Annotated in this window: 21 protein-coding genes; 5 read left to right on the top strand and 16 right to left on the bottom strand. The window is 60.4% G+C overall.

Annotation, left to right across the window (positions count from 1 at the left end; genetic code table 11):
• Positions 1-1,101: an efflux RND transporter periplasmic adaptor subunit gene (locus tag LOY36_RS05125; RefSeq protein WP_258672462.1), complete on the bottom strand. Its 1,101-nt coding sequence runs from the start codon at positions 1,099-1,101 to the stop codon at positions 1-3.
• Positions 1,102-1,195: 94 nt separating this feature from the next.
• On the opposite strand from LOY36_RS05125, the gene LOY36_RS05120 reads away from it, so the two are divergent.
• Entirely contained in the window at positions 1,196-1,831 is a 636-nt protein-coding gene (locus LOY36_RS05120; RefSeq protein WP_258672461.1) for a TetR/AcrR family transcriptional regulator, read from the top strand.
• A 107-nt stretch (positions 1,832-1,938) separates the two neighbouring features.
• Here the strand turns inward: LOY36_RS05120 and LOY36_RS05115 are convergent, their stop codons facing one another.
• Positions 1,939-2,721 carry a class I SAM-dependent methyltransferase gene (locus LOY36_RS05115; RefSeq protein WP_018926668.1) on the bottom strand — a complete coding sequence of 261 codons (783 nt, stop codon included), beginning with the start codon at positions 2,719-2,721 and terminating at the stop codon, positions 1,939-1,941.
• Between the two features lie 93 nt (positions 2,722-2,814).
• On the opposite strand from LOY36_RS05115, the gene LOY36_RS05110 reads away from it, so the two are divergent.
• Positions 2,815-3,435: an energy transducer TonB gene (locus LOY36_RS05110; RefSeq protein WP_258672460.1), complete on the top strand. Its 621-nt coding sequence runs from the start codon at positions 2,815-2,817 to the stop codon at positions 3,433-3,435.
• Positions 3,436-3,470: 35 nt separating this feature from the next.
• Here LOY36_RS05110 and LOY36_RS05105 read toward each other — a convergent pair whose 3' ends face one another.
• The 6 genes from LOY36_RS05105 to ppc all read right to left on the bottom strand — a co-directional run bounded on the left by LOY36_RS05105 (position 3,471) and on the right by ppc (position 10,114).
• Positions 3,471-4,292 carry an oxaloacetate decarboxylase gene (locus tag LOY36_RS05105; RefSeq protein ID WP_258672459.1) on the bottom strand — a complete coding sequence of 274 codons (822 nt, stop codon included), beginning with the start codon at positions 4,290-4,292 and terminating at the stop codon, positions 3,471-3,473.
• A gap of 31 nt (positions 4,293-4,323) precedes the next feature.
• Entirely contained in the window at positions 4,324-5,184 is an 861-nt protein-coding gene (locus LOY36_RS05100; RefSeq protein WP_258674141.1) for a DUF72 domain-containing protein, read from the bottom strand.
• Positions 5,181-5,486: a hypothetical protein gene (locus LOY36_RS05095; RefSeq protein ID WP_007940187.1), complete on the bottom strand. Its 306-nt coding sequence runs from the start codon at positions 5,484-5,486 to the stop codon at positions 5,181-5,183. Before LOY36_RS05095 ends, LOY36_RS05100 begins: the two co-directional genes overlap by 4 nt.
• A gap of 278 nt (positions 5,487-5,764) precedes the next feature.
• Positions 5,765-6,439, bottom strand: coding sequence for a tRNA (adenosine(37)-N6)-threonylcarbamoyltransferase complex dimerization subunit type 1 TsaB (gene tsaB / locus LOY36_RS05090; protein ID WP_258672458.1), 675 nt, complete (start codon positions 6,437-6,439; stop codon positions 5,765-5,767).
• 93 nt (positions 6,440-6,532) lie between these two features.
• On the bottom strand, positions 6,533-7,180 hold the full coding sequence (adk, locus tag LOY36_RS05085) for an adenylate kinase (protein WP_019651821.1): 648 nt from the start codon (positions 7,178-7,180) through the stop codon (positions 6,533-6,535).
• 303 nt (positions 7,181-7,483) lie between these two features.
• On the bottom strand, positions 7,484-10,114 hold the full coding sequence (gene ppc / locus LOY36_RS05080; RefSeq protein ID WP_258672457.1) for a phosphoenolpyruvate carboxylase: 2,631 nt from the start codon (positions 10,112-10,114) through the stop codon (positions 7,484-7,486).
• Between the two features lie 235 nt (positions 10,115-10,349).
• On the opposite strand from ppc, the gene LOY36_RS05075 reads away from it, so the two are divergent.
• From LOY36_RS05075 to LOY36_RS05065, 3 genes are all read left to right on the top strand, one after another.
• On the top strand, positions 10,350-10,694 hold the full coding sequence (locus LOY36_RS05075) for a hypothetical protein (protein ID WP_064616254.1): 345 nt from the start codon (positions 10,350-10,352) through the stop codon (positions 10,692-10,694).
• Positions 10,695-10,981: 287 nt separating this feature from the next.
• Complete coding sequence (locus LOY36_RS05070; RefSeq protein WP_258672456.1) at positions 10,982-11,380, top strand: DUF4398 domain-containing protein; 399 nt, start codon at positions 10,982-10,984, stop codon at positions 11,378-11,380.
• 56 nt (positions 11,381-11,436) lie between these two features.
• Positions 11,437-12,225, top strand: a complete 789-nt coding sequence (locus LOY36_RS05065) for an OmpA family protein (RefSeq protein ID WP_019581610.1) — start codon at positions 11,437-11,439, stop codon at positions 12,223-12,225.
• 254 nt (positions 12,226-12,479) lie between these two features.
• On the opposite strand, the gene LOY36_RS05060 is transcribed toward LOY36_RS05065, so the two are convergent.
• The 8 genes from LOY36_RS05060 to LOY36_RS05025 all read right to left on the bottom strand — a co-directional run bounded on the left by LOY36_RS05060 (position 12,480) and on the right by LOY36_RS05025 (position 20,609).
• Complete coding sequence (locus LOY36_RS05060; protein ID WP_007940182.1) at positions 12,480-12,809, bottom strand: hypothetical protein; 330 nt, start codon at positions 12,807-12,809, stop codon at positions 12,480-12,482.
• Positions 12,806-13,720, bottom strand: coding sequence for an alpha/beta hydrolase (locus LOY36_RS05055; RefSeq protein WP_258672455.1), 915 nt, complete (start codon positions 13,718-13,720; stop codon positions 12,806-12,808). The genes LOY36_RS05060 and LOY36_RS05055 overlap by 4 nt, the downstream gene beginning before the upstream one ends.
• 57 nt (positions 13,721-13,777) lie before the next feature.
• Positions 13,778-15,028 (bottom strand): flavohemoglobin expression-modulating QEGLA motif protein, encoded by a 1,251-nt coding sequence (locus LOY36_RS05050; RefSeq protein ID WP_172901247.1) that lies wholly within the window; start codon positions 15,026-15,028, stop codon positions 13,778-13,780.
• Between the two features lie 63 nt (positions 15,029-15,091).
• Positions 15,092-15,646, bottom strand: a complete 555-nt coding sequence (locus tag LOY36_RS05045; RefSeq protein ID WP_258672454.1) for a hypothetical protein — start codon at positions 15,644-15,646, stop codon at positions 15,092-15,094.
• Between the two features lie 192 nt (positions 15,647-15,838).
• A complete protein-coding gene (locus LOY36_RS05040; protein ID WP_019651827.1) occupies positions 15,839-16,555 on the bottom strand; it encodes a TetR/AcrR family transcriptional regulator in 717 nt (238 codons plus the stop codon).
• 102 nt (positions 16,556-16,657) lie between these two features.
• Positions 16,658-18,160, bottom strand: a complete 1,503-nt coding sequence (lysS, locus tag LOY36_RS05035) for a lysine--tRNA ligase (protein ID WP_019651828.1) — start codon at positions 18,158-18,160, stop codon at positions 16,658-16,660.
• 68 nt (positions 18,161-18,228) lie between these two features.
• Positions 18,229-19,324, bottom strand: a protein-coding gene (prfB, locus tag LOY36_RS05030) for a peptide chain release factor 2 (protein WP_096481021.1) whose coding sequence is annotated in 2 segments (ribosomal slippage) — positions 18,229-19,251 and positions 19,253-19,324 — 1,095 coding nt in all. Because the reading frame shifts where the segments join, the coding sequence is not laid out codon by codon here.
• A 283-nt stretch (positions 19,325-19,607) separates the two neighbouring features.
• A complete protein-coding gene (locus LOY36_RS05025) occupies positions 19,608-20,609 on the bottom strand; it encodes a PleD family two-component system response regulator (RefSeq protein ID WP_018926681.1) in 1,002 nt (333 codons plus the stop codon).
• Between the last annotated feature and the right edge of the window lie 5 nt (positions 20,610-20,614).

Below are 20,614 nucleotides of genomic sequence, written 5' to 3'. Positions count from 1 at the left end.
TTACTCCTTGTGCGCCAGATTGACCACGCGGTTGGAGCGATCCACCGGGCGCACTTGCTGCCCGTCGTGAAGCACATGAACACCGGCCGCCACCACCCAGTCGCTGGCGTTCAGCCCCTCGAGCACCGGCACGGTTTTCTCGCCAAATGCACCGACCCGCACCGGGACTTTTTTCAAGGTATTGTTGGCGCCGACCACCCACACGTAGGTGGCGCCGTTTTCTGCGGTGAGGGCCGACAGCGGCACTGACAACGGCACCACTTCGGCAGTCTGGATGAACACCCGGGCACTCTGGCCGAGTTCGGCGGGAACCTTGCCGGCGGTAAATGCGACACGGGCGGCAAAAGTGCGGGATTTGGGATCGGCGGCAGGCGACAACTCACGGATCTGCCCAGGGAAACGCTGATCGGGTTGGGTCCAGAGCTCCACCGAGACCGGCTGACCGACCTTGAAGCGGCCGAAGCTCTGCTCCGGCAGGCTGATCAATACTTCGCGCTCGCCATCGGTGGCCAGGGTAAACACGGTTTGCCCGGCCGCCACCACTTGCCCGACTTCAACCGCGCGCTTGGCCACCACGCCATCCTGCGGCGCACGCAACACCGCGTAACTGGCCTGATTGGTCGAAACGTTGAATTCGGCTTTGATTTGCTTGAGGCGGGCCTCACCGGAGCGATAGAGGTTTTCCGCGTTGTCGTACTGCGAACGGCTGACCATCTGCCGCTCCATCAGGGTCTTGTAGCGATCACGCTCGGCGCGCACCAGGTTCAGATTGGCTTCGGCAGCCGCGACCTGGGCACGGGTGGCTTCCAGTTGCAGGCGCACGTCCTGAGGATCGAGTTCCGCCAGGGGTTGGTCAGCCTTGACCCGCTGCCCTTCTTCGACCAGTCGTCGGCTGACTTTGCCGCCAATCCGGAAGGCAAGGTCCGGCTCATAACGCGCGCGAACTTCGCCGGGATAGCTTTCCATTGCCTGGGCCGAGGGCTCTGGCTGCACCACCATGGCCGGGCGCACGCTGACCGGAGGGGCTTCTTCATGGCCACATGCCGACAATAAAAAAGCCAGACTGACCGGCAACGCGAGGGGCAAGGCAAAGCGCAGCATGGTGAACGACCTTTCGCTAATGGGGCTTGGAATAATTATACTGACCAGTATGTTATTAATAGCAAACTCACCAGTCCAGTATTAAAAGCGAAGAATGTCAGACAATCTTTCCACCCCCAGCGGTCCGGGCCGTCCCAAGGATCTGGCCAAGCGCCGGGCAATCCTCGACGCGGCGAAAATCCTGTTTTTGAGTAAGGGATACGCCAACACCAGCATGGATGCCGTAGCGACTGAGGCCGGCGTGTCGAAGCTGACGGTCTACAGCCATTTCAACGACAAGGAGACGCTGTTCTCTTCCGCTGTCGTGGCCAAATGCGAGGAGCAATTGCCTCCGCTGGCTTTTGAATTGCCGGACGGCGTCGCCGTGGAAACCGTGCTGCTGAACATCGCACACGGCTTTCATCAACTGATCAACAGCGACGAATCGGTGAACCTGCACCGGCTGATGATGACGCTGGGCAGCCAGGACCCGAAACTCGCACAGATCTTCTTCGAGGCCGGGCCGGAACGCGTACTGCACGGCATGGAGCGTTTGCTGAGCAAGATCGATCAGAGTGGCGTGTTGAGCATCGACAAACCGCGCAATGCCGCCGAGCACTTCTTCTGCCTGCTCAAGGGCGCGGGGAATTTCCGCTTGCTGTATGGCTGCGGCGAACCGGTAACCGGGGATGCGGCCGAAGCCCATGTGCAGGAAGTGGTGGGATTGTTTATGCGGGCGTATCGGCCCTGAACCCAGCGGAATAAGTGTTGCCTGCAAAAAGATCGCAGCCTTCGGCAGCTCCTACATCGGATGATGTAAACCCGATCCTGTAGGAGCTGCCGAAGGCTGCGATCTTTTTAGGGCTTGAGCGCTTTCTTCGGATAAATGTCATACCGGCTGGACTTGCCGTCCAGCGCATGGCTCGGCTTCGGCCCATCGATGCACGGCGCCTTGCGCGGGCGTTTGACCACCACCCTATGACTGGCCAGGGCCAACGCCGCTTCGAGCAAGGCCGGCGCATCCGGATCATCGCCGACCAGCGGCCGGAACAGACGCATTTCCTTCTTCACCAACGCGGTTTTCTCACGATGGGGAAACATCGGGTCGAGGTAGATCACCTGCGGCGGCTCGCCTTCCCAGTTGCGCATCACCTCGATCGAATTGCCCTTGAGCAAACGCATCCGCGCCACGATCGGCGCTACGTCGAAATCTTCCGCGCCGCGCGCCAGGCCATCTTCAAGCAAGGCGCCGATCAGCGGCTGGCGCTCGATCAGGCTCATCTCGCAGCCCAGGCTGGCCAGCACGAACGCGTCCTTGCCCAACCCGGCCGTGGCGTCCAGCACCCGTGGCCGCACGCCCTGGGCGATGCCGACCGCCTTGGCGATCATCTGACCGCTGCCGCCGCCGTACAACCGACGATGGGCCGCGCCACCCTCGACGAAGTCGACCCGCACCGGCCCCGGTGCGTCCGGCCCCAGTTGTTGCAGCTGCAACCCCTGCTCACCCACCTGCAAGGCAAACTCGCCGTCATCCACCTGCAGCGGCAAACCCAGGCGCTCGGCCCATTGCTCGGCCTGTGGCTGAAAAGTCGCGCCCAAGGCTTCGACATGGATGCGGCAGGCCGCAGGTTGCTCAATCATGGGAAAACACGCTCAAAAAATTAATGATCGGCAAAAACGGCCGATAACCAAACTATCGAGCATTTTGCCAGAGCTGAGCGTCGACCGAGAAAAATGTCAGGCATTCAACGCACATCGATAGGTTACATCTCGCCCCACGGCGATTTTGGCCTGCGAAACTCCCAAGCACTGAGCGGCGTCAGTCACCTGTGGCAAGATTTTTTTGCCCAGGCCCTGGCCGATCAGTCGGGCGATGTGGTGCCGGCGTCGCTCAACTTTCCGCCGGTCGATCTCGACAGCCCGGTCGAACCGACCGTCGGCAGCGAGCTGCTGGCGCACATCATTTCCCAGCGCGAATGTGATGTGAAAGAAACCGAAGTCCGTCCGCCGGAGCCATTGTTCCTGCCGATTGCCGAGTTCGAAATGGACCTGGCCGATAAACCGTTCCCACCGTTTCCGCCGGAAGAAATCGTCGCGCAACAGCAACAGCAGGATTTCGAAAGCGGCTGGGTTCGCCCGATCGTGCTCACTGCCGGTCAACCGCTGCCCGAGCCTGGTGCCACACCGCAACCGCGTCCGCTGCACTTGCCAATCGCCGAGTTCGAACTCGACCTGCTGGACAAGCCATTCCCGCCGTTCTCACCGCAAGAGTTGGTGGAACAGCAGAAACAACTCGATTTCGATAACGGCTGGGCGCGCCCGATCGTTCTGCAGAACCTGCGCATCGCTGCATAACCCCTCAGCGGCCCAGCCACCACGGCCCGACCTCGTCAGCCTTTGAAGAATTGATTGGCCTTCTGGAACGGCATCGACCGGGAAGTGAAGCCGAAGGTCCCGTGCTGCTGGATTTCCTCGGCCGCGCGCAAGAACTCGCCATACGCTGCCAAAGCCAGGGCCGAACCGACGCTGATACGCTTGACGCCCATTTCGCTCAATTGCGCCACTGTCAGCTTGAGCCCGCCGGACATCAACACATTCACCGGTTTCGGTGCCACGGCGCGAACCACCGCCAAGACCTCTTCGGCATTGCGCAGGCCTGGGGCGTAAAGCACGTCCGCGCCGGCGTCGGCGAATGCCCGCAAGCGGCGAATGGTGTCGTCGAGGTCGGGATTGCCGTGCAAATAGTTCTCGGCACGCGCCGTCAACGTGAAGGGGAAAGGCAAGCTGCGCGCTGCTGCGACGGCGGCTTCGATACGCGCCACCGCATGCTCGAAACAGTAGATCGGACCGTCCTCACGCCCTGTGGCATCTTCGATCGAACCGCCGACGGCACCGGCCTGGGCGGCCCGCAAAATACTTTGCGCGCACTCGGCGGGGTCATCAGCGAAACCGTTTTCCAGATCGACCGCGACTGGCAGGTCGGTCGCCGCGACAATCGCCCGAACGTTCGCCAGGGTATCGTCGAGCGTCAGCCCACCATCGGGGCGGCCCTGGGAAAAGGCATAACCGGCGCTGGTGGTTGCCAGTGCCTCGAAGCCAAGGCTGGCGAGCATTTTCGCCGAGCCGGCGTCCCAGGGATTGGGAATGACAAAAGCGCCCTCGCGTTCGTGCAGTGCTTTGAACGCCTGGGCTCGAAGGGTTTGCGCATCCATTGGCAGACTCCTGAAAAAGGGAAAACCCGCTTCAGAGCAAACCAAGTTGCTCGGCGGCGGGTTCTCTGTATAGCTCAGGCAGCGGCGGCAAGCCAGGCAAACGCTGCATCAGTTGTGCGTGAAAACGTTGTGCCAGTTTCGCCGCCAGCAGGTTATCGGCGGTGTGCAGGAAGATATACGGCGTGCGGCCCTCTTCGATCCAGACGGCGATTTTCTCGACCCATGGCACCAGGAACGGATCGTTGGCTTCAAGCTCCGGATGGCCGATGAAACGCACCTGTGGAAACTGAGTGAACGCCGCAGGGCGAGGCGGCACCCTAGGCTTTTTCGATTGGGCGTGAAGCACCGAAGGATTGGTCGAGGTGCAGCTGAACAGCGCGCGCGGATCGAGGCAGATGCGCTCGACGCCACGATCCAGCAGCAGGCGATTGAGCATTCGCTCGGCATCGCCCTTGGCAAAGAACTCGTCATGCCGTACTTCGACCGCCAACGGCCGGTCCACCGCATCAATAAAACCGGCCAGTTCCGACAGTCGTTGCGGGGTGAAGCTTTTGGACAATTGCAGCCACAATGGCGAAACCCGCGCCCCCAGAGGGCTGAGCAATTGCAGGAACGTTTCTGTGGCGGTCAATTGGTCGCGCAGGTCACCGCTGTGGCTGATGTCGCCGGGAAACTTGGCTGTGAAGCGAAAGTGTTCGGGCATGGTCTCGGCCCAGCGCTGCACGGTGGCGGCAGCCGGGCTCGCGTAGAAGGTCGTATTGCCTTCCACGGCGTTGAACACTTGAGAATAAAGATCAAGAAACTCGGCGGGCCTGGCGTCCTGTGGATACAAGTAGTCGCGCCAGGCGTTTTCGCTCCAGGACGGGCAGCCGAGGTAATAAGGCAGCATCAGATGTACAGGTCGAGACCCAGCACATCCGCATCCCAGTCGACAAAAGTGGCCGTGCTCAGGTAACTGGCCAGTGCCATCGCCACGCTTTTGCTCATGGCGCGGTGATAAATCATGTCTTGTTGACGCGCGGGAAGATTGCTCAGGCGTTGCGCGGAGGCTTTGGCGGCGCGGGCGGCCAATTGCTCTTCGGTAGGGAATTCCAGCTCGCCGTCGATATCGACGGAGTCATCCTCAGACACATGGCCTTTACGAGGCTTGCGCTTGATCGGGTAGGACTGGGAGGAAACGCCGTCTATACGCATAAGTGCATGCTCGGTATCGATGATGGCAGTTTAGTGGCGCATTACCCACTTCGCAAACCGCCGAGTGATAACTAGAACACAGAAAAGCGAAAAGGTTTAAAAGCGGCGGGCAGAAACTGATGATTAGCTGCGGTTGGAACACTTTGTGGCGAGGGAGCTTGCTCCCGCTGGGCTGCGAAGCTGCCCCCCACGCGCAGTCAGATACATCGCGCCGTCAGGTTCTACGGCTGCTCCGCAGCCGAACGGGAGCAAGCTCCCTCGCCACAGGACAACCGGGATCAACGCGCTTTCGGCGTCGCGACTTTATCGCGCAAATACACCGGCTGCGCCTGATCGGCCACGATCGCTTCACCGCGTTCCCAGGCGAAACGCGCCAGGGTCAGCAAATCTTCGGCGTGGGGCAGCATGCCCGCGTCCTTGCCGCTCAGGCTCACCGCAATACGCTCGGCATAACCCCAACCGGTGCCCGCGCCGAACCACTCGCCGCTGGCATCGACCGGCAACGCGGCGGCTTCCGGTGGCAATACCGCTTCGTTGCCCACCAGCCGCATCTCCCCCGCCGTTTCGCGGTAGCAGCCCCAATACACCTCATCCATACGCGCATCGATGGCTGCCGCGACCTGGCTGACGCCGTGTTCGCGATAAGCCCGCTGGGCGAGTACAGCGAGGTTGGAGACCGGCAACACCGGACGGTCCAGCGCAAACGCCAGCCCTTGCACCACGCCGATGGCGATCCGCACACCGGTAAACGCGCCCGGCCCACGACCGAACGCAATGGCGTCGACCGCTTGCAGCGTGGTCCCGGCATCGGCCAGCAGTTGCTGAATCATCGGCAGCAACTTCTGCGCATGCAGGCGCGGGATCACCTCGTAATGGCTCGTGACCTTGCCGTCATGCAGCAAGGCAACGGAGCAAGCTTCAGTCGCGGTGTCCAGGGCCAGCAAGGTGCTCATCGATGTATCCGTAAGAGAGGTCAGAAAAAGTGCGCCAGTATAAACAACTACGGCCCGCAAGCGGGCCGTAGAAGATGAAGCCGATCAGACTTTTCAGCTCAGTGCTTCAAGCACCTTGCCGGTAATCGTCTCAACCGAGCCGACACCCGGAATATGGCTGTACTTCGGCTTGCCCTGAGCAGCGGCCAGGCCTTGGTAGAACTCCACCAGAGGTTTGGTCTGGGAGTGGTAGACCGACAGGCGATGACGCACGGTTTCTTCGGTGTCGTCCTTGCGCTGCACCAGCTCTTCACCGGTGATGTCGTCTTTACCGGCAATTTTCGGCGGGTTGTAGACGGTGTGGTACACGCGGCCGCTGGCCTCGTGAACGCGACGACCGGCGATACGCTGAACGATCTCTTCGTCATCGACGGCGATTTCGACCACGTTGTCCAGTTCCACGCCAGCGTCTACCAACGCTTCAGCTTGCGGAATGGTGCGCGGGAAACCGTCGAACAGGAAACCGTTTGCACAGTCAGGCTGCGCAATACGGTCCTTGACCAAAGCGATGATCAGATCGTCGGAGACCAGACCACCGGCATCCATGATGCTTTTGGCTTTGATGCCCAGCTCGGTGCCGGCTTTTACAGCAGCACGCAGCATGTCACCGGTAGAGATTTGCGGAATGCCGAATTTTTCGGTGATGAACTTAGCCTGAGTACCTTTACCGGCCCCGGGAGCTCCCAGCAGAATGACGCGCATTAGATGTGCTCCTCAATTTTTTATTTAGAATTACTTAAACAAAACAAAGGATTCGCCTCGTAGGGCCAATCTCAAAAAATAGGGTCGTGACCGCCCAAACGGCCAAAGGCTGATCAAGATACACAGCAGACCCTGCCCACACAAGCCGCCGAAAGTCGGAGAAACCTGCGCAGGACGTGCCCTTTCGAAGGGGTACCCCAAGTCGCAACCCCGTCATTAACTGTCGCCTGACAGACCTTTTCGACCGCTCGCCGGCAGGCACTCGACGCTCGCGCCAGGTGCCTGTTCCCTATGACGAAAACCTTAGCCGGTATTTCGCAAACCGGCGGCAATCCCCGCCACAGACACCAGCAACGCCTGTTCTACCGGGCTGCCCTGCGCTTCATCCTGCTGCCGCGAACGGGCCAACAGTTCGGCCTGCAATAGATGCAGCGGGTCGAGGTAGGTGTTGCGCAGGCGGATGAATTCAAGGGTGTCTGGGCTATGTGCCAGTAGCTGGGACTGACCCGTCAGCCCCAGGACCACCGCACAGGCCTGCGACAATAGGTCGCGTAAATGCGCACCCAAAGGGAGCAGATCCGGCTCGACCAGGCGCTCGTCGTAAGACTGGGCGATATCGGCGTCGGCCTTGGCCAGCACCATTTCCAGCATATCGATGCGGGTGCGGAAGAACGGCCATTGCTCGCGCATCTGCCCCAGCAGCTCCCCTTCGCCGCGCTCCAGCGCCTTGCTCAGCGCCGTTTCCCAGCCGAGCCAGGCCGGCAACATCAGGCGCGTCTGGGTCCAGCCGAAAATCCACGGAATGGCGCGCAGGCTTTCGATGCCGCCGGCGCGGCGCTTGGCCGGGCGGCTGCCCAACGGCAAACGCCCCAACTCCTGCTCCGGGGTGGACTGGCGGAAATACTCGACGAACTGCGGATTTTCCCGCACCACGGCACGGTAAGCCTTGACCCCATCGGCGGCCAATTCGTCCATCAAGTGGCGCCAGGCAGGCGTAGGAGGTGGCGGTGGCAGCAAGGTCGCTTCCAGCACCGCCGCCAGGTACAGATTGAGGTTTTGCTCGGCGATGTCCGGCAGGCCGAATTTGAAACGAATCATTTCCCCCTGCTCGGTGGTGCGGAAACGCCCCGCCACCGACCCCGGCGGCTGCGACAGAATCGCCGCGTGCGCCGGGCCGCCACCACGGCCCACGGTACCGCCACGGCCGTGGAACAACAGCAGCTCCACTTGTTGCTCCCGGCAAATATCCACCAGACGCTCCTGCGCCCGATACTGCGCCCAGGCCGCCGCCGTAGTGCCGGCGTCCTTGGCCGAGTCGGAATAACCGATCATCACTTCCTGCGGCCCTTGCAGCCGCGAGCGATAACCCGGCAGCAACAACAGTTTTTCGATCACCGGGCCGGCGTTATCGAGGTCGGCGAGGGTTTCGAACAGCGGCACCACACGCATCGGCCGCAATACGCCGGATTCCTTGAGCAGCAACTGCACGGCCAGCACGTCGGAAGCAGCGCCAGCCATGGAAATCACATACGAGCCGAGGGAAGCCCCCGGAGCGGCAGCGATTTCCCGGCACGTCGCCAGCACTTCGGCGGTGTCGGCAGACGGCTTGAAGTAGGCCGGCAGCAACGGCCGGCGATTGTTCAGTTCACGCATCAGGAAGGCGATGCGCTCCTCTTCGCTCCAGTCCTCATAACGGCCCAGGCCGAGGTAATCGGTGATTTCAGTCATGGCCGCGGTGTGGCGTGAGGAGTCCTGGCGCACATCGAGGCGCACCAGAAACAGCCCGAACGTCACCGCGCGGCGCAGGCAGTCGAGCAACGGGCCATCGGCGATAACGCCCATGCCGCATTCATGCAGCGAGTGGTAACACAGCTCCAACGGGTCCAGCAGGTCGCGGTTGTTTTGCAGCACCTCGGCGGACGCCGGCGTGGTGGCCGTCAGGGAGGCCTGGGCCCAATTACGGGTTGCGCGCAGGCGCTCACGCAGCTGTTTGAGTACCGCGCGGTAAGGCTCGGCGCTGTCGCCAGCCTTGGCTTTCAGGGCGTCGCTGGCCTGTTGCATCGACAATTCGGCGGCGAGGTGATCGACATCGCGCACGTACAAATCGGCAGCCATCCAGCGAGCCAGCAACAATACTTCGCGGGTCACGGCGGCGGTGACGTTGGGGTTACCGTCGCGGTCGCCGCCCATCCACGAGGCGAAACGAATCGGTGCGGCCTCCAGCGGCAGGTGCAGGCCAGTGGCGGCATGCAGGGCCTGGTCGGCCTTGCGCAAATAGTTGGGAATCGCCTGCCACAGCGAATGCTCGATCACCGCAAAGCCCCACTTGGCTTCGTCTACAGGTGTCGGACGGGTGCGGCGGATTTCTTCGGTGTGCCAGGCTTCGGCGATCAGGCGCTGCAAGGTGGTCTTGATCTGCTCGCGCTCGGCGGTGGTCAGGTCGCGATGATCCAGGGCCGCCAGTTGCGCGGCGATCGCGTCGTATTTCTGGATCAGTGTGCGTCGCGCCACTTCGGTGGGATGCGCGGTCAACACCAACTCGATTTCCACCCGACCCAATTGCCGGGCCAGGGATTCGGCGTCATGGCCGGCAGTCAACAGGCGAGCGAGCAGCTCCGGCAATACCCGGGCCTCGAACGGCGCGGGTTGTGACTCTTCGCGGCGGTGAATCAGCTGATATTGCTCGGCGATATTGGCCAGGTTGAGGAACTGGTTGAACGCCCGCGCCACCGGCAGCAATTCGTCCTCGCTCAACTGGTTGAGGCTGGCGCTGAGTTCGGCATCCATCGAACCGCGACGGTCGGCCTTGGCGCCTTTGCGGATTTGCTCGATCTTGTCGATAAAGCCATCCCCGTACTGCTCACGAATGGTGTTGCCCAATAGCTCACCCAACAGGTGAACGTCCTCGCGCAAGCGTGCATCAATATCGGTCATCAGCAGTTCTCCAGCGAAAATCCGGGCGGCTATGCTTTAGATGTTAGAGGCTTTGAAATAGAAGCCTTGTCATTAGAGAGTGCCGTTGTAAAGCGGTTCTTACAAGCAGACGGCAAGGAGACGTCAAACTTCAAACCTTGCAGCTAGTCTCAACACAAGCCGTACAACGGCTTACCACCGGCCACCGCCGGACACTCACCCGGCCTGCCATGAGCAGGTGCGTAATGAGGTCATTATGAAAATCCGCGAGCTCGCCAAGCACTGGGAAGAAAACGCCAAGGGTCGCCTGACCGACTCTGGCTATACGATTCGTCTGGACGTGGAAGCCGCCGCACGGCTGGCGGCGATTATCGATATGTACCCCAAACGGCACCCTGAAGAACTGCTCGGAGAATTGATCGGCGCCGCCCTGGAAGAGCTCGAAGCGAGCTTTCCGTATGTGAAAGGGTCAACGGTGGTCGCCACCGATGAAGAAGGCGATCCGCTGTACGAAGACGTCGGTCCAACCCCGCGTTTTCTCGCCTTGTCCCGTCGTCATTTGCACGATTTGTCGACCGAAAACGACAAGCCAAAACACTGATTTGCGCGTCTTGCTCCCCTTCCAGAAATACGTATTTCCTGGCCCGTGCAGGGCCAGGAATACCCCTGCGCACGACTAAAGTTCCCGATTTAGAGCCTTGTCCGTCAGGTCAAAGTTTTTTCGGGCGAAAGGCCATATTCTCTGAACTTTTAAAAAAAACCTCGGGTCAACCCAGTAACCACGCCTGGGACGGCCGTTTCAAAATGCTCTGGAAATCGAAGGTTGCGGCTCCTTGCCCAGGATGGATTCAGATGTATTTCAGGAGTTATCCAACGGAGTTGAAAACCATGAAGACCAGCACTGCTTCATCCTCGTCCACCCACCTGCGCGGTCTCAAACTGGCGGCCCTGGCCATCGGCAGCAGCCTGGTTCTGGCCGGATGCGCCGGCAACCCGCCCACCGAGCAATACGCCGTGACCCAATCGGCCGTGAACAGTGCCGTCAGCGCCGGGGGCACCGAATTCGCCGCGGTGGAAATGAAATCCGCCCAGGACAAGCTCAAACAAGCCGAAATCGCCATGCACGACAAAAAGTATGACGAAGCCAAAATGCTCGCCGAACAGGCCGAGTGGGACGCCCGAGTGGCAGAACGCAAAGCCCAGGCGATGAAAGCCGAACAGGCTGTAAAGGACTCACAGAAAGGTGTTCAGGAACTGCGTCAGGAAAGTCAGCGCACCGTGCAGTGAGCGCGCATCCCGATTTTCAGGCCTGACACTTTTATCGATAGAAAGGACGAACCGCTATGCGCAAACAACTGATGATACCCGCCCTCCTGGCCGCAAGCATTGCACTGGCTGCCTGCGCCACACCGCCCAACACCAACCTGGAGCAAGCCCGCACCAACTACGCCGGCCTGCAAGCCAACCCGCAAGCCAGCAAAGTCGCGGCACTGGAAACCAAAGACGCCAGCGATTACCTGGACAAGGCCGACAAGGCTTATCAGGACAAGGAAGACCAGAACAAGGTCGACCAACTGGCTTACCTGACCAACCAGCGCGTTGAAGTGGCCAAGCAGACCATCGCCCTGCGCACTGCGGAAAACAACCTGAAAAACGCCGCGGCTCAACGAGCCCAAGCGCGTCTGGATGCCCGCGACCAGCAGATCAAACAATTGCAGGCCAGCCTCAACGCCAAACAGACCGATCGCGGCACGCTGGTAACGTTCGGTGACGTGCTGTTCGCCACCAACAAGGCCGACCTGAAACCCAGCGGTCTGATGAACATCAACAAACTGGCGCAGTTCCTTCAGGAAAACCCCGACCGTAAAGTGATTGTCGAAGGCTACACCGACAGCACCGGCGCGGCCTCGTACAACCAGTCGCTGTCCGAGCGCCGCGCGACCTCGGTGCAAGTGGCCCTGATCAAGATGGGTGTCGACCCGGCGCGCATCGTGGTCCAGGGTTATGGCAAGGAATACCCGGTGGCCGAAAACACCAGCGTCTCCGGCCGTGCGATGAACCGTCGGGTGGAAGTGACCATTTCCAACGACAACCAGCCGGTGATACCGCGTTCGGCTGTCAGCTCGAACTAAGTTTCACCTGCTGAAACACAAAAGCCCCGCCTGATCGGATCAGGCGGGGCTTCTTATTGATCGAACACTTGTCTTGGGGCCAAGCAACCCTGTGGCGAGGGGGCTTGCCCCCGTTCGGCTGCGAAGCAGTCGTGAAACCATCCCGCAAGGTGTACCTGACAAAACGCGAATGCAGGTTTTAGGGCCGCTTCGCGACCCAACGGGGGCAAGCCCCCTCGCCACAAGGGTTCATCATTGCCAATGGAGGTGGGATTTTACTGTTCGAGTTTTTGCGGGGTTTCCTGGCCCATGCAGCGCACGGCTTTTTTCTTGTTGTTGACCAGTACGCCGGTCAGGCCTTTCTGTTCGGTATCGAACATCACCAGCACGCCATCGATGCACTGCGCCACTTGCGCGGCCGGTTCCAGGGAGATTTTGTAGTCTTCGCCCGGCACGGTCTTGAGCATGGTGAAGTCGCTGAGCAGCAACGCATCCTCGGGCTTGGCGAAGTGCAGGTAGCCGTACCACCACAAGGCCCCGACGGTGCCGAGGATGCTGCAAATACCGGTGATGATCAGCGGGATGGCGTTACGTTCTTCACTCATTGCGGACTCTCTGGTGGTTCATCTTCAGAATTCGGGGGTGCCGGGTAATTCGGGACTTCACCCAGGCGGCGCAGGCCGTTGAAATGCTGCGGGTCTTCGAGGTAGCGCAGCATGACTTTGCGCCAGACCGGGTCGGCGAAGGTTTGCACATGACCGCCCCGGGTCAGTTGCAGCACTCGCGGTGGCGGCGCAGCTTGATACAGTCGGATGCCGTTGGAAAGGGGCACCAGCTGATCATCGATACTGTGATAGATCAGTTTCGGTACACCATTGAGCTGCGTCATGGAACGGATCGCGCTATCGCCATCCGGCACCAGCCAGGACAACGGCACCTGGAACGGCCAGGTCATCCAGGAGGTGCTGAGGGCGAAACGCCCGACATCGCGGTAGCTGGCAGGCACGCCATCGAGCACGAAAGCCTTGAGTTGCCGCTGGCGCTCGGGATGCTGGGCCAGGTAATGCACGGCCATCGAACCGCCAAGGCTCTGACCGAGAAGGATCAACGGCTTGCCCTTGACCTCCGACGCCTGGTCAAGCCATGCGAAGGCGGCGTCGATGTCCTGATAAATCTCCGGCAACGCCGGCTTGCCTTCGGACAATCCGTACCCGCGATAGTCCACCAGCAACACCTGATAGCCCTGCTTCGGCAACCACCAGCTCGCACCCAGATGCCACGCCAGGTTGCCGCCGTTACCGTGCAGATGCAGCACAGTGCCTTTGACTTCGACGCCTTTTTTCGCCGGCAGCCACCAGCCATGCAGCTTGAGGCCGTCGGCAGTGGTCAGGGTGACGTCGCGATAGTCGAGCTTGGCTTTTTCCGGGGTAAACGGCTGGCCGGGCTCGGGGTAGAACAGCAAAGAGCTGCAACCGCCGAGGGCCAGGAGCAGGCAGAAGATGCCGAGGATTCTCATCCGGTGAAGCCTCAATGTGGGTGATCGTTCCCATGCTCCGCGTGGGAACGATCCGAATCAAAGGATATTGGAGTAATCCGCTTCGATCCGGTCCAGGCTCAGGTGGTTGAGGAAGTTGGAGAAGCACATCCACGCCGACAACGCGTTCATGTCGCGGAACTGCTCGGGCAGGTACTTGGGCGGCACCACCAAGCCTTCGTCCACCAATTGGCGCAAGGTCCGCATGTCCTCCAGCGTAGTCTTGCCGCAGAACAACAGCGGTATCTGCTCCAGCTTGCCTTTGCGCACGGCCAGCTGAATGTAGTTGTAAATCATGATAAAGCCCTTGAGGTAGGACAAGTCTTTGGTAAATGGCAGACCATTCGGCACCGAGCCGCGGAACACCCGACTGGCATTGCCGTAGCTTTCGGCCATTTCAAAGCCCTGAGCCCGGAAGAACTCGAATATCTGCAAGAAGTCCGCGCCCTCCTCCACCATATGAATGGCGCGGGTGCGGTTGGTGAGTTTGCGCAAGCGGCTCGGGTAGGAGGCGAAGGTGATGATTTCCATCAGGATCGCCAGGCCCTCCTGAGTCACGGTGGACGACGGCGGGCCCTTGGACAGGAACGTACAGATCGGTTGATTCAGGCCGTTGAGGGTGGTGCCCACATGTACCAGCCCTTCGTGGACTTCCAGCGCGCGCACGTCGCGATTGTTGAACATCGCGTCGGTGCGGATCTTGATGTAGTCGGCGCCGGCTGCCGCGTCAGCGACGATCCCGTCGGACTCGAACACCCGGATGGTTTCCTCGTTTTCGCCAAACACCTTGTTCAACCGATGTTGCAGCAGGTCGACGGCTTCCTTGGCGGTGAGGACTTTCGGTTCGTCCTTGAGGTCGCCACGGCCGTCGATGTTGTTCAGGTAATCGGAGAGCATCAGCCCCAGGTCAGCCAGGGTCGGGTCGCCGGCGTGAAACGCATCGGACGCCGCGCCGTACAATTCCTGGGAAATCAGCCCGAAATCCTCGGTGCCGCGCGCTTCAAGCATGCGCACCACCATGCGGTATTCCTTGCACATGCGGCGCATGATCTGCCCGACCGGGTTGAACTGGCCGAGCTGGCGGGTGATATCGCGCTCGATGTTCTGGAATTCCAGCTTCACTTTGCTGGAGTCGAACGACAGCGGTCGATTGAGGTAGTAATCGCGGTCCACGGCCGGCATTTCCTTGCCCTTGCCCTTGAGGAACCCCTTGCGAATGCTGTCATCCCACTTGACCGCATCCAGAATGCGAATCGGCGTCTGCGCCAGCACTATGCGATCGGACAACATGCGTATCGTCTGCTGGTATTCGTCCACCCGAAACTCCTGTAGTAAAACCGTTACGTGCTGAGTCTATTTGGTTTTGGCCAGGCGCTGATAGCGCACCGCTTCGACGAAGACATCGGAATTGGCCGGGTCGTCGAGGTAGGCGAACACCTGATCCAGGTTGTTGTTGATCAACACCCCGTCGCCATCTTCAGTCTGAAAGCCTTCGCCACTGAGGGCTTCTTGCCCCATGGCCTGTCTGATCTGCTCAAGGTCGAGGTTGTAGACCACCAGTTCGTGCTTATCGTTGAGCTCGAAACCGGCGATAGTGAAATGCCCGCCGAACTGTGCCGGCACCTTCGCCGACAGGTACCAGCGATTGCCATGGCGCGACACCGTAAAAGGATAGGCTTCGCGCTCATGGGGTTTGGCCTTGAAGTAGCTCACCGCCTGGTAGTGATTGTCGCCGACGCGTGTCAGTTCCAGGTTCATCGGCTCGCCCCAGGCGTTGGTGCTGGCCCATTTGCCGAGCAGCCCTTTGGGCGCGGGCTCGCTGGCGGGCAGCGACTCCTTGAAAGTCACCAGGCAGCCACTGAGCAGCAGGAACGACAAGGCGATCACAACGACACGCCAGGCTTTCATTCAACACTCCCTATCGACACACAGCCCCGACCGCTCCTTAGTGGGAGCGAGTCTGTGGCGAGGGGGCTTGCCCCCGTTGGGCTGCGAAGCAGCCCTGATGTACCAAAATATCTTGTGAGTGCTACGCACTCAAACGGGGGCAAGCCCCCTCGCCACAGGCTATCTCCCACAGGGTTGCATTCCCATGAGGGGTTACACCGACGCCAGTACCAGGTGCATGTAGCGGGTCAGGATGCCGAGCATTTCCTCTTCGGCAACAGGCTCGGCATCGTTGAGCAGGCCCTGATATTCCATCCGTCCGACAATCGCCGTCAACACTTTGGCATCTTGTTGTGGCTCGCGGGAACCCAATACTTCGAAAAGCTGGCAGGTGCCCTGCAAGAGAATCTGCTGATGGGAACGCACCAACAACGCCAGACGCGGGTTGAGCAACGCTTCCTGGCGGAAGGCTTGCTCGGCCATCAAGTGCTCGCGGCGATTGATCAATTGCCGATGAACATAGTCAGCCATCAGCCGTGCGATATCGTCCGCCAGCTGTGAGCGGGACTCGGCGGTGCCATCACCGCTGACAACCATCTCGCGCAACAGGCCTTCGTTACTGGCCCACAACCGGGCCATGTATGCCGCGCTGCGTTCCACATATTGGGCAAAGGTATCGGTGAGCAGGTCATCGATGTCCTTGAAGTAGTAGGTGGTGGCCGACAGCGGCACACAGGCCTCGGCGGCTACCGCACGGTGCCGAACGGCCCGCACGCCATCGCGCACGACAATGCGCATCGCCGCGTCGAGAATGTCCTGTCGACGCTGTTCGCTGCCCTGTCGGCTGGCCTTGCGGCCCTGGTACTGAACACTTTCAGCGACCGCAGTGGCGATACCCGCTGCACCTTCTTGAGCAATTGCACGATTCACGACAGGTATTCCTCTCTAACGTCAAAAGTAACCAATTGATACGTTTGTACCAGACAGGCAATAAAAAGCCGCCTGTTTTAGGCGGCTTTTTAATTGAAACATTTACGCTTGCGGACGCATGTGCGGGAACAGGATCACGTCGCGGATCGACGGTGAGTTGGTCAGCAACATCACCAGACGGTCGATGCCGATCCCTTCACCGGCGGTCGGCGGCATGCCGTACTCCAGCGCACGAACGAAGTCGGCGTCGTAGTGCATGGCTTCATCGTCGCCAGCGTCCTTGTCGGCCACCTGTGCCATGAAGCGCTCGGCCTGGTCTTCCGCGTCGTTCAACTCGGAGTAGGCGTTGGCGATTTCACGGCCGCCGATGAACAGTTCGAAACGGTCGGTGACGTTCGGGTTCTCGTCGTTACGACGGGCCAGCGGCGACACTTCGAACGGGTACTGGGTAATGAAGTGCGGCTGTTCCAGCTTGTGCTCGACCAGTTCTTCGAAAATCATCACCTGCAGTTTGCCCAGGCCTTCGAAGCCGAGCACCTTGGCGCCGGCCTTCTTGGCGATGGCGCGGGCCTTGTCGATGTCCTGCAGGTCGGCAGCGGTCAGTTCCGGGTTGTACTTGAGGATCGAGTCGAACACCGACAGGCGCACGAACGGCTCGCCGAAGTGGAACACCTTGTCGCCGTAAGGCACGTCGGTGCTGCCCAGAACCAGCTGCGCCAGTTCGCGGAACAGTTCCTCGGTCAGGTCCATGTTGTCTTCGTAGTCAGCGTGGGCCTGGTAGAACTCGAGCATGGTGAACTCGGGGTTGTGCCGGGTCGAAACGCCTTCGTTACGGAAGTTGCGGTTGATTTCGAAGACTTTCTCGAAGCCACCGACAACCAGACGCTTGAGGTACAGCTCCGGCGCAATACGCAGGAACATCTGCATGTCCAGCGCGTTATGGTGAGTTTCGAACGGCTTGGCCGCCGCACCACCCGGAATGGTTTGCAGCATCGGCGTTTCCACTTCCAGGAAGTCACGCTTCATCAGGAAGCTGCGGATGTGCGCAATCACTTGCGAACGCACGCGGAAGGTCTGGCGCACGTCTTCGTTGACGATCAGGTCGACGTAACGCTGGCGGTAGCGCTGCTCGGTGTCGGACAGGCCGTGGTGCTTGTCCGGCAGCGGGCGCAGGGATTTGGTCAGCAGGCGCACGTTGGTCATTTCTACGTACAGGTCGCCCTTGCCGGAACGGGCCAGGGTGCCTTCGGCGGCAATGATGTCGCCCAGGTCCCAGGTTTTCACCGCGGCCAGGGTTTCTTCGGACAGGGTTTTACGGTTGACGTAAACCTGGATGCGCCCGGACATGTCCTGAATCACCATGAACGAGCCACGGTTGAGCATGAGACGACCGGCAACCTTGACCGGGATCGCAGCCTCTGCCAGCTCTTCCTTGGTCTTGTCCGCGTACTTCTTCTGCAAGTCTTCGCAGTAGGCGTCGCGGCGGAAGTCGTTGGGGAAGGCCTGGCCCTTGGCGCGCTCGGCAGCAAGCTTTTCCTTGCGCAGGGCGATCAGGGAGTTTTCTTCCTGTTGCAGGGCTTGCGGGTCGAGTTGTAGGTCGCTCATGTCTTTAAAAATTCCATCACAGATTCGTTGCCCCCAGCCTTCGGCTGGGGATCGCTGTAGGGCGTGCCTTACAGCCCTTGTTTCAGGCTCGCCACCAGGTATTCGTCGATGTCGCCGTCGAGCACCTTGTCGCAGTCGCTGCGTTCGATGTTGGTGCGCAGATCCTTGATCCGCGAGGCATCGAGCACGTACGAACGGATCTGGTGACCCCAGCCGATGTCCGACTTGGTGTCTTCCAGGGCCTGGGAGGCGGCGTTGCGTTTCTGCACTTCCTGCTCGTACAAGCGCGCCCGCAACATTTTCATCGCGGTGTCTTTGTTGGCGTGCTGGGAGCGTTCGTTCTGGCAGCTGACCACGGTGTTGGTCGGTACGTGAGTAATCCGTACGGCCGAGTCGGTGGTGTTTACGTGCTGACCACCGGCACCGGAGGAGCGGTAGGTGTCGATGCGCAGGTCCGACGGGTTAATGTCGATTTCGATGTTGTCATCGATTTCCGGCGACACGAACACGGCCGAGAACGAGGTGTGACGACGGTTGCCGGAGTCGAACGGGCTCTTGCGCACCAGACGGTGCACGCCGATTTCGGTACGCAGCCAGCCAAAGGCGTATTCGCCCTTGATGTGCACGGTCGCGCCTTTGATACCGGCGACTTCACCGGCCGACAATTCCATGATGGTCGCGTCGAAACCGCGTTTATCCGCCCAGCGCAGGTACATGCGCAGCAGGATGTTGGCCCAGTCCTGGGCCTCGGTACCGCCGGAGCCGGCCTGGATGTCCAGGTAGGCGTTGTTCTGGTCCATCTCACCGCTGAACATACGACGGAATTCGAGTTTCTCGAGGGCTTCGCGCAGGCGCTCCACTTCAAGGGCTACGTCGTCGACGGCGGCCTGGTCTTCTTCCTCGGCAGACATCAACAGCAGGTCCTTGGCATCGGCCAGACCGCTGGACATTTCATCGAGGGTTTCTACGATCTGGGCCAGCGCAGAGCGCTCGCGACCCAGGTTCTGAGCGTACTCAGGGTTGTTCCAGACACTCGGATCTTCAAGCTCGCGATTGACTTCGGTCAGACGCTCATGCTTTTGATCGTAGTCAAAGATACCCCCGAATAGTTTCGGAGCGCTCGGACAGGTCCTTGATACTGTTAAGGATCGGGTTGATTTCCATGGCGGGCAGCACTCGTTGGCGAACTTTTGAAAGCCGGCGAGTATAACGTAATCACGCTGTCAAGGCAGCCCGCCTGGCGGCTTTAGGGGCGAATGGTTTACGGAATAACGCGGGGGGCCCGTAGCAGCTGCCGAGCCCGCGAGGCTGCATTCGGCGGCGCAGCCGTCGTAAAGTCAGACAACGCGGTCATTCAGGCAAACCGCATACACAGGACTTGCGAGGACTTCGTCCTCGAACGCAGCCTCGCGGGCTCGGCAGCTGCTACAGCGCTACAGTCAGCGGGTTACTCAATTCCCACCTGATTGCGCCCATTGTTCTTCGCCAGGTACAGCCCCTTGTCCGCCGCCAAGATCAATTGCCGGCAGTCGCTGCCCGGCTGCGGGATCACGGTCGACAGCCCGATGCTGATGGTCAGGCACGAACCTTCGGTCGGGAAAACGTGCGGGATCTTCAATCCGACCACGGTCTGGCGCAGTTTTTCCGCCACCAGCCGCGCACCGCCCGGCGAGGTGTTGGGCAAGACCAGGACGAACTCTTCGCCGCCGTAACGGGCCGGCAGGTCCGATGGCCTGGCGCTGGCGTCGCGAATGGCCGTGGCGACTTTGCGCAGGGCTTCATCGCCTTCGAGGTGGCCAAAACTGTCGTTGTAGGACTTGAAATAGTCGACATCGATCATCAGCAACGACAATTGCGTCTGGTCACGCAACGAACGCCGCCACTCCAGTTCCAGGTATTCGTCGAAGTGCCGACGGTTCGACAGCCCGGTCAGGCCGTCGGAGTTCATCAAGCGTTGCAGCACCAGGTTGGTGTCGAGCAACTGTTGCTGGCTGACCCGCAACGCACGGTACGCCGCGTCACGCTGCAGCAGGGTCATGTAGGAGCGCGAGTGATAGCGGATGCGCGCCACCAGTTCGATGTTGTCCGGCAGCTTGACCAGGTAATCGTTGGCCCCGGCGGCAAACGCCGCGCTCTTGATCAGCGGGTCTTCCTTGGTCGACAGGACAATGATCGGAATGTCCTTGGTCGCCGGGTGATTACGGTATTCGCGCACCAGGCTCAGGCCGTCCAGGCCGGGCATGACCAGGTCCTGAAGGATCACCGTCGGCTTGATGCGGATCGCCTGGGCGATGGCCTGGTGCGGGTCGGCGCAGAAGTGGAAGTCGATGTTCTCTTCGTTCGACAGACCACGGCGCACCGCCTCGCCGATCATCGCCTGATCGTCCACCAACAACACCATGGCGGCGTTTTCGTCGGTTTTGAAGTCGTCGAGCTGTAATTCATTCATGTGCG

This window comes from Pseudomonas sp. B21-019 (genome assembly GCF_024749225.1).
Lineage (GTDB): Bacteria > Pseudomonadota > Gammaproteobacteria > Pseudomonadales > Pseudomonadaceae > Aquipseudomonas.
This window is presented reverse-complemented; position numbering and strand designations above follow the sequence as displayed.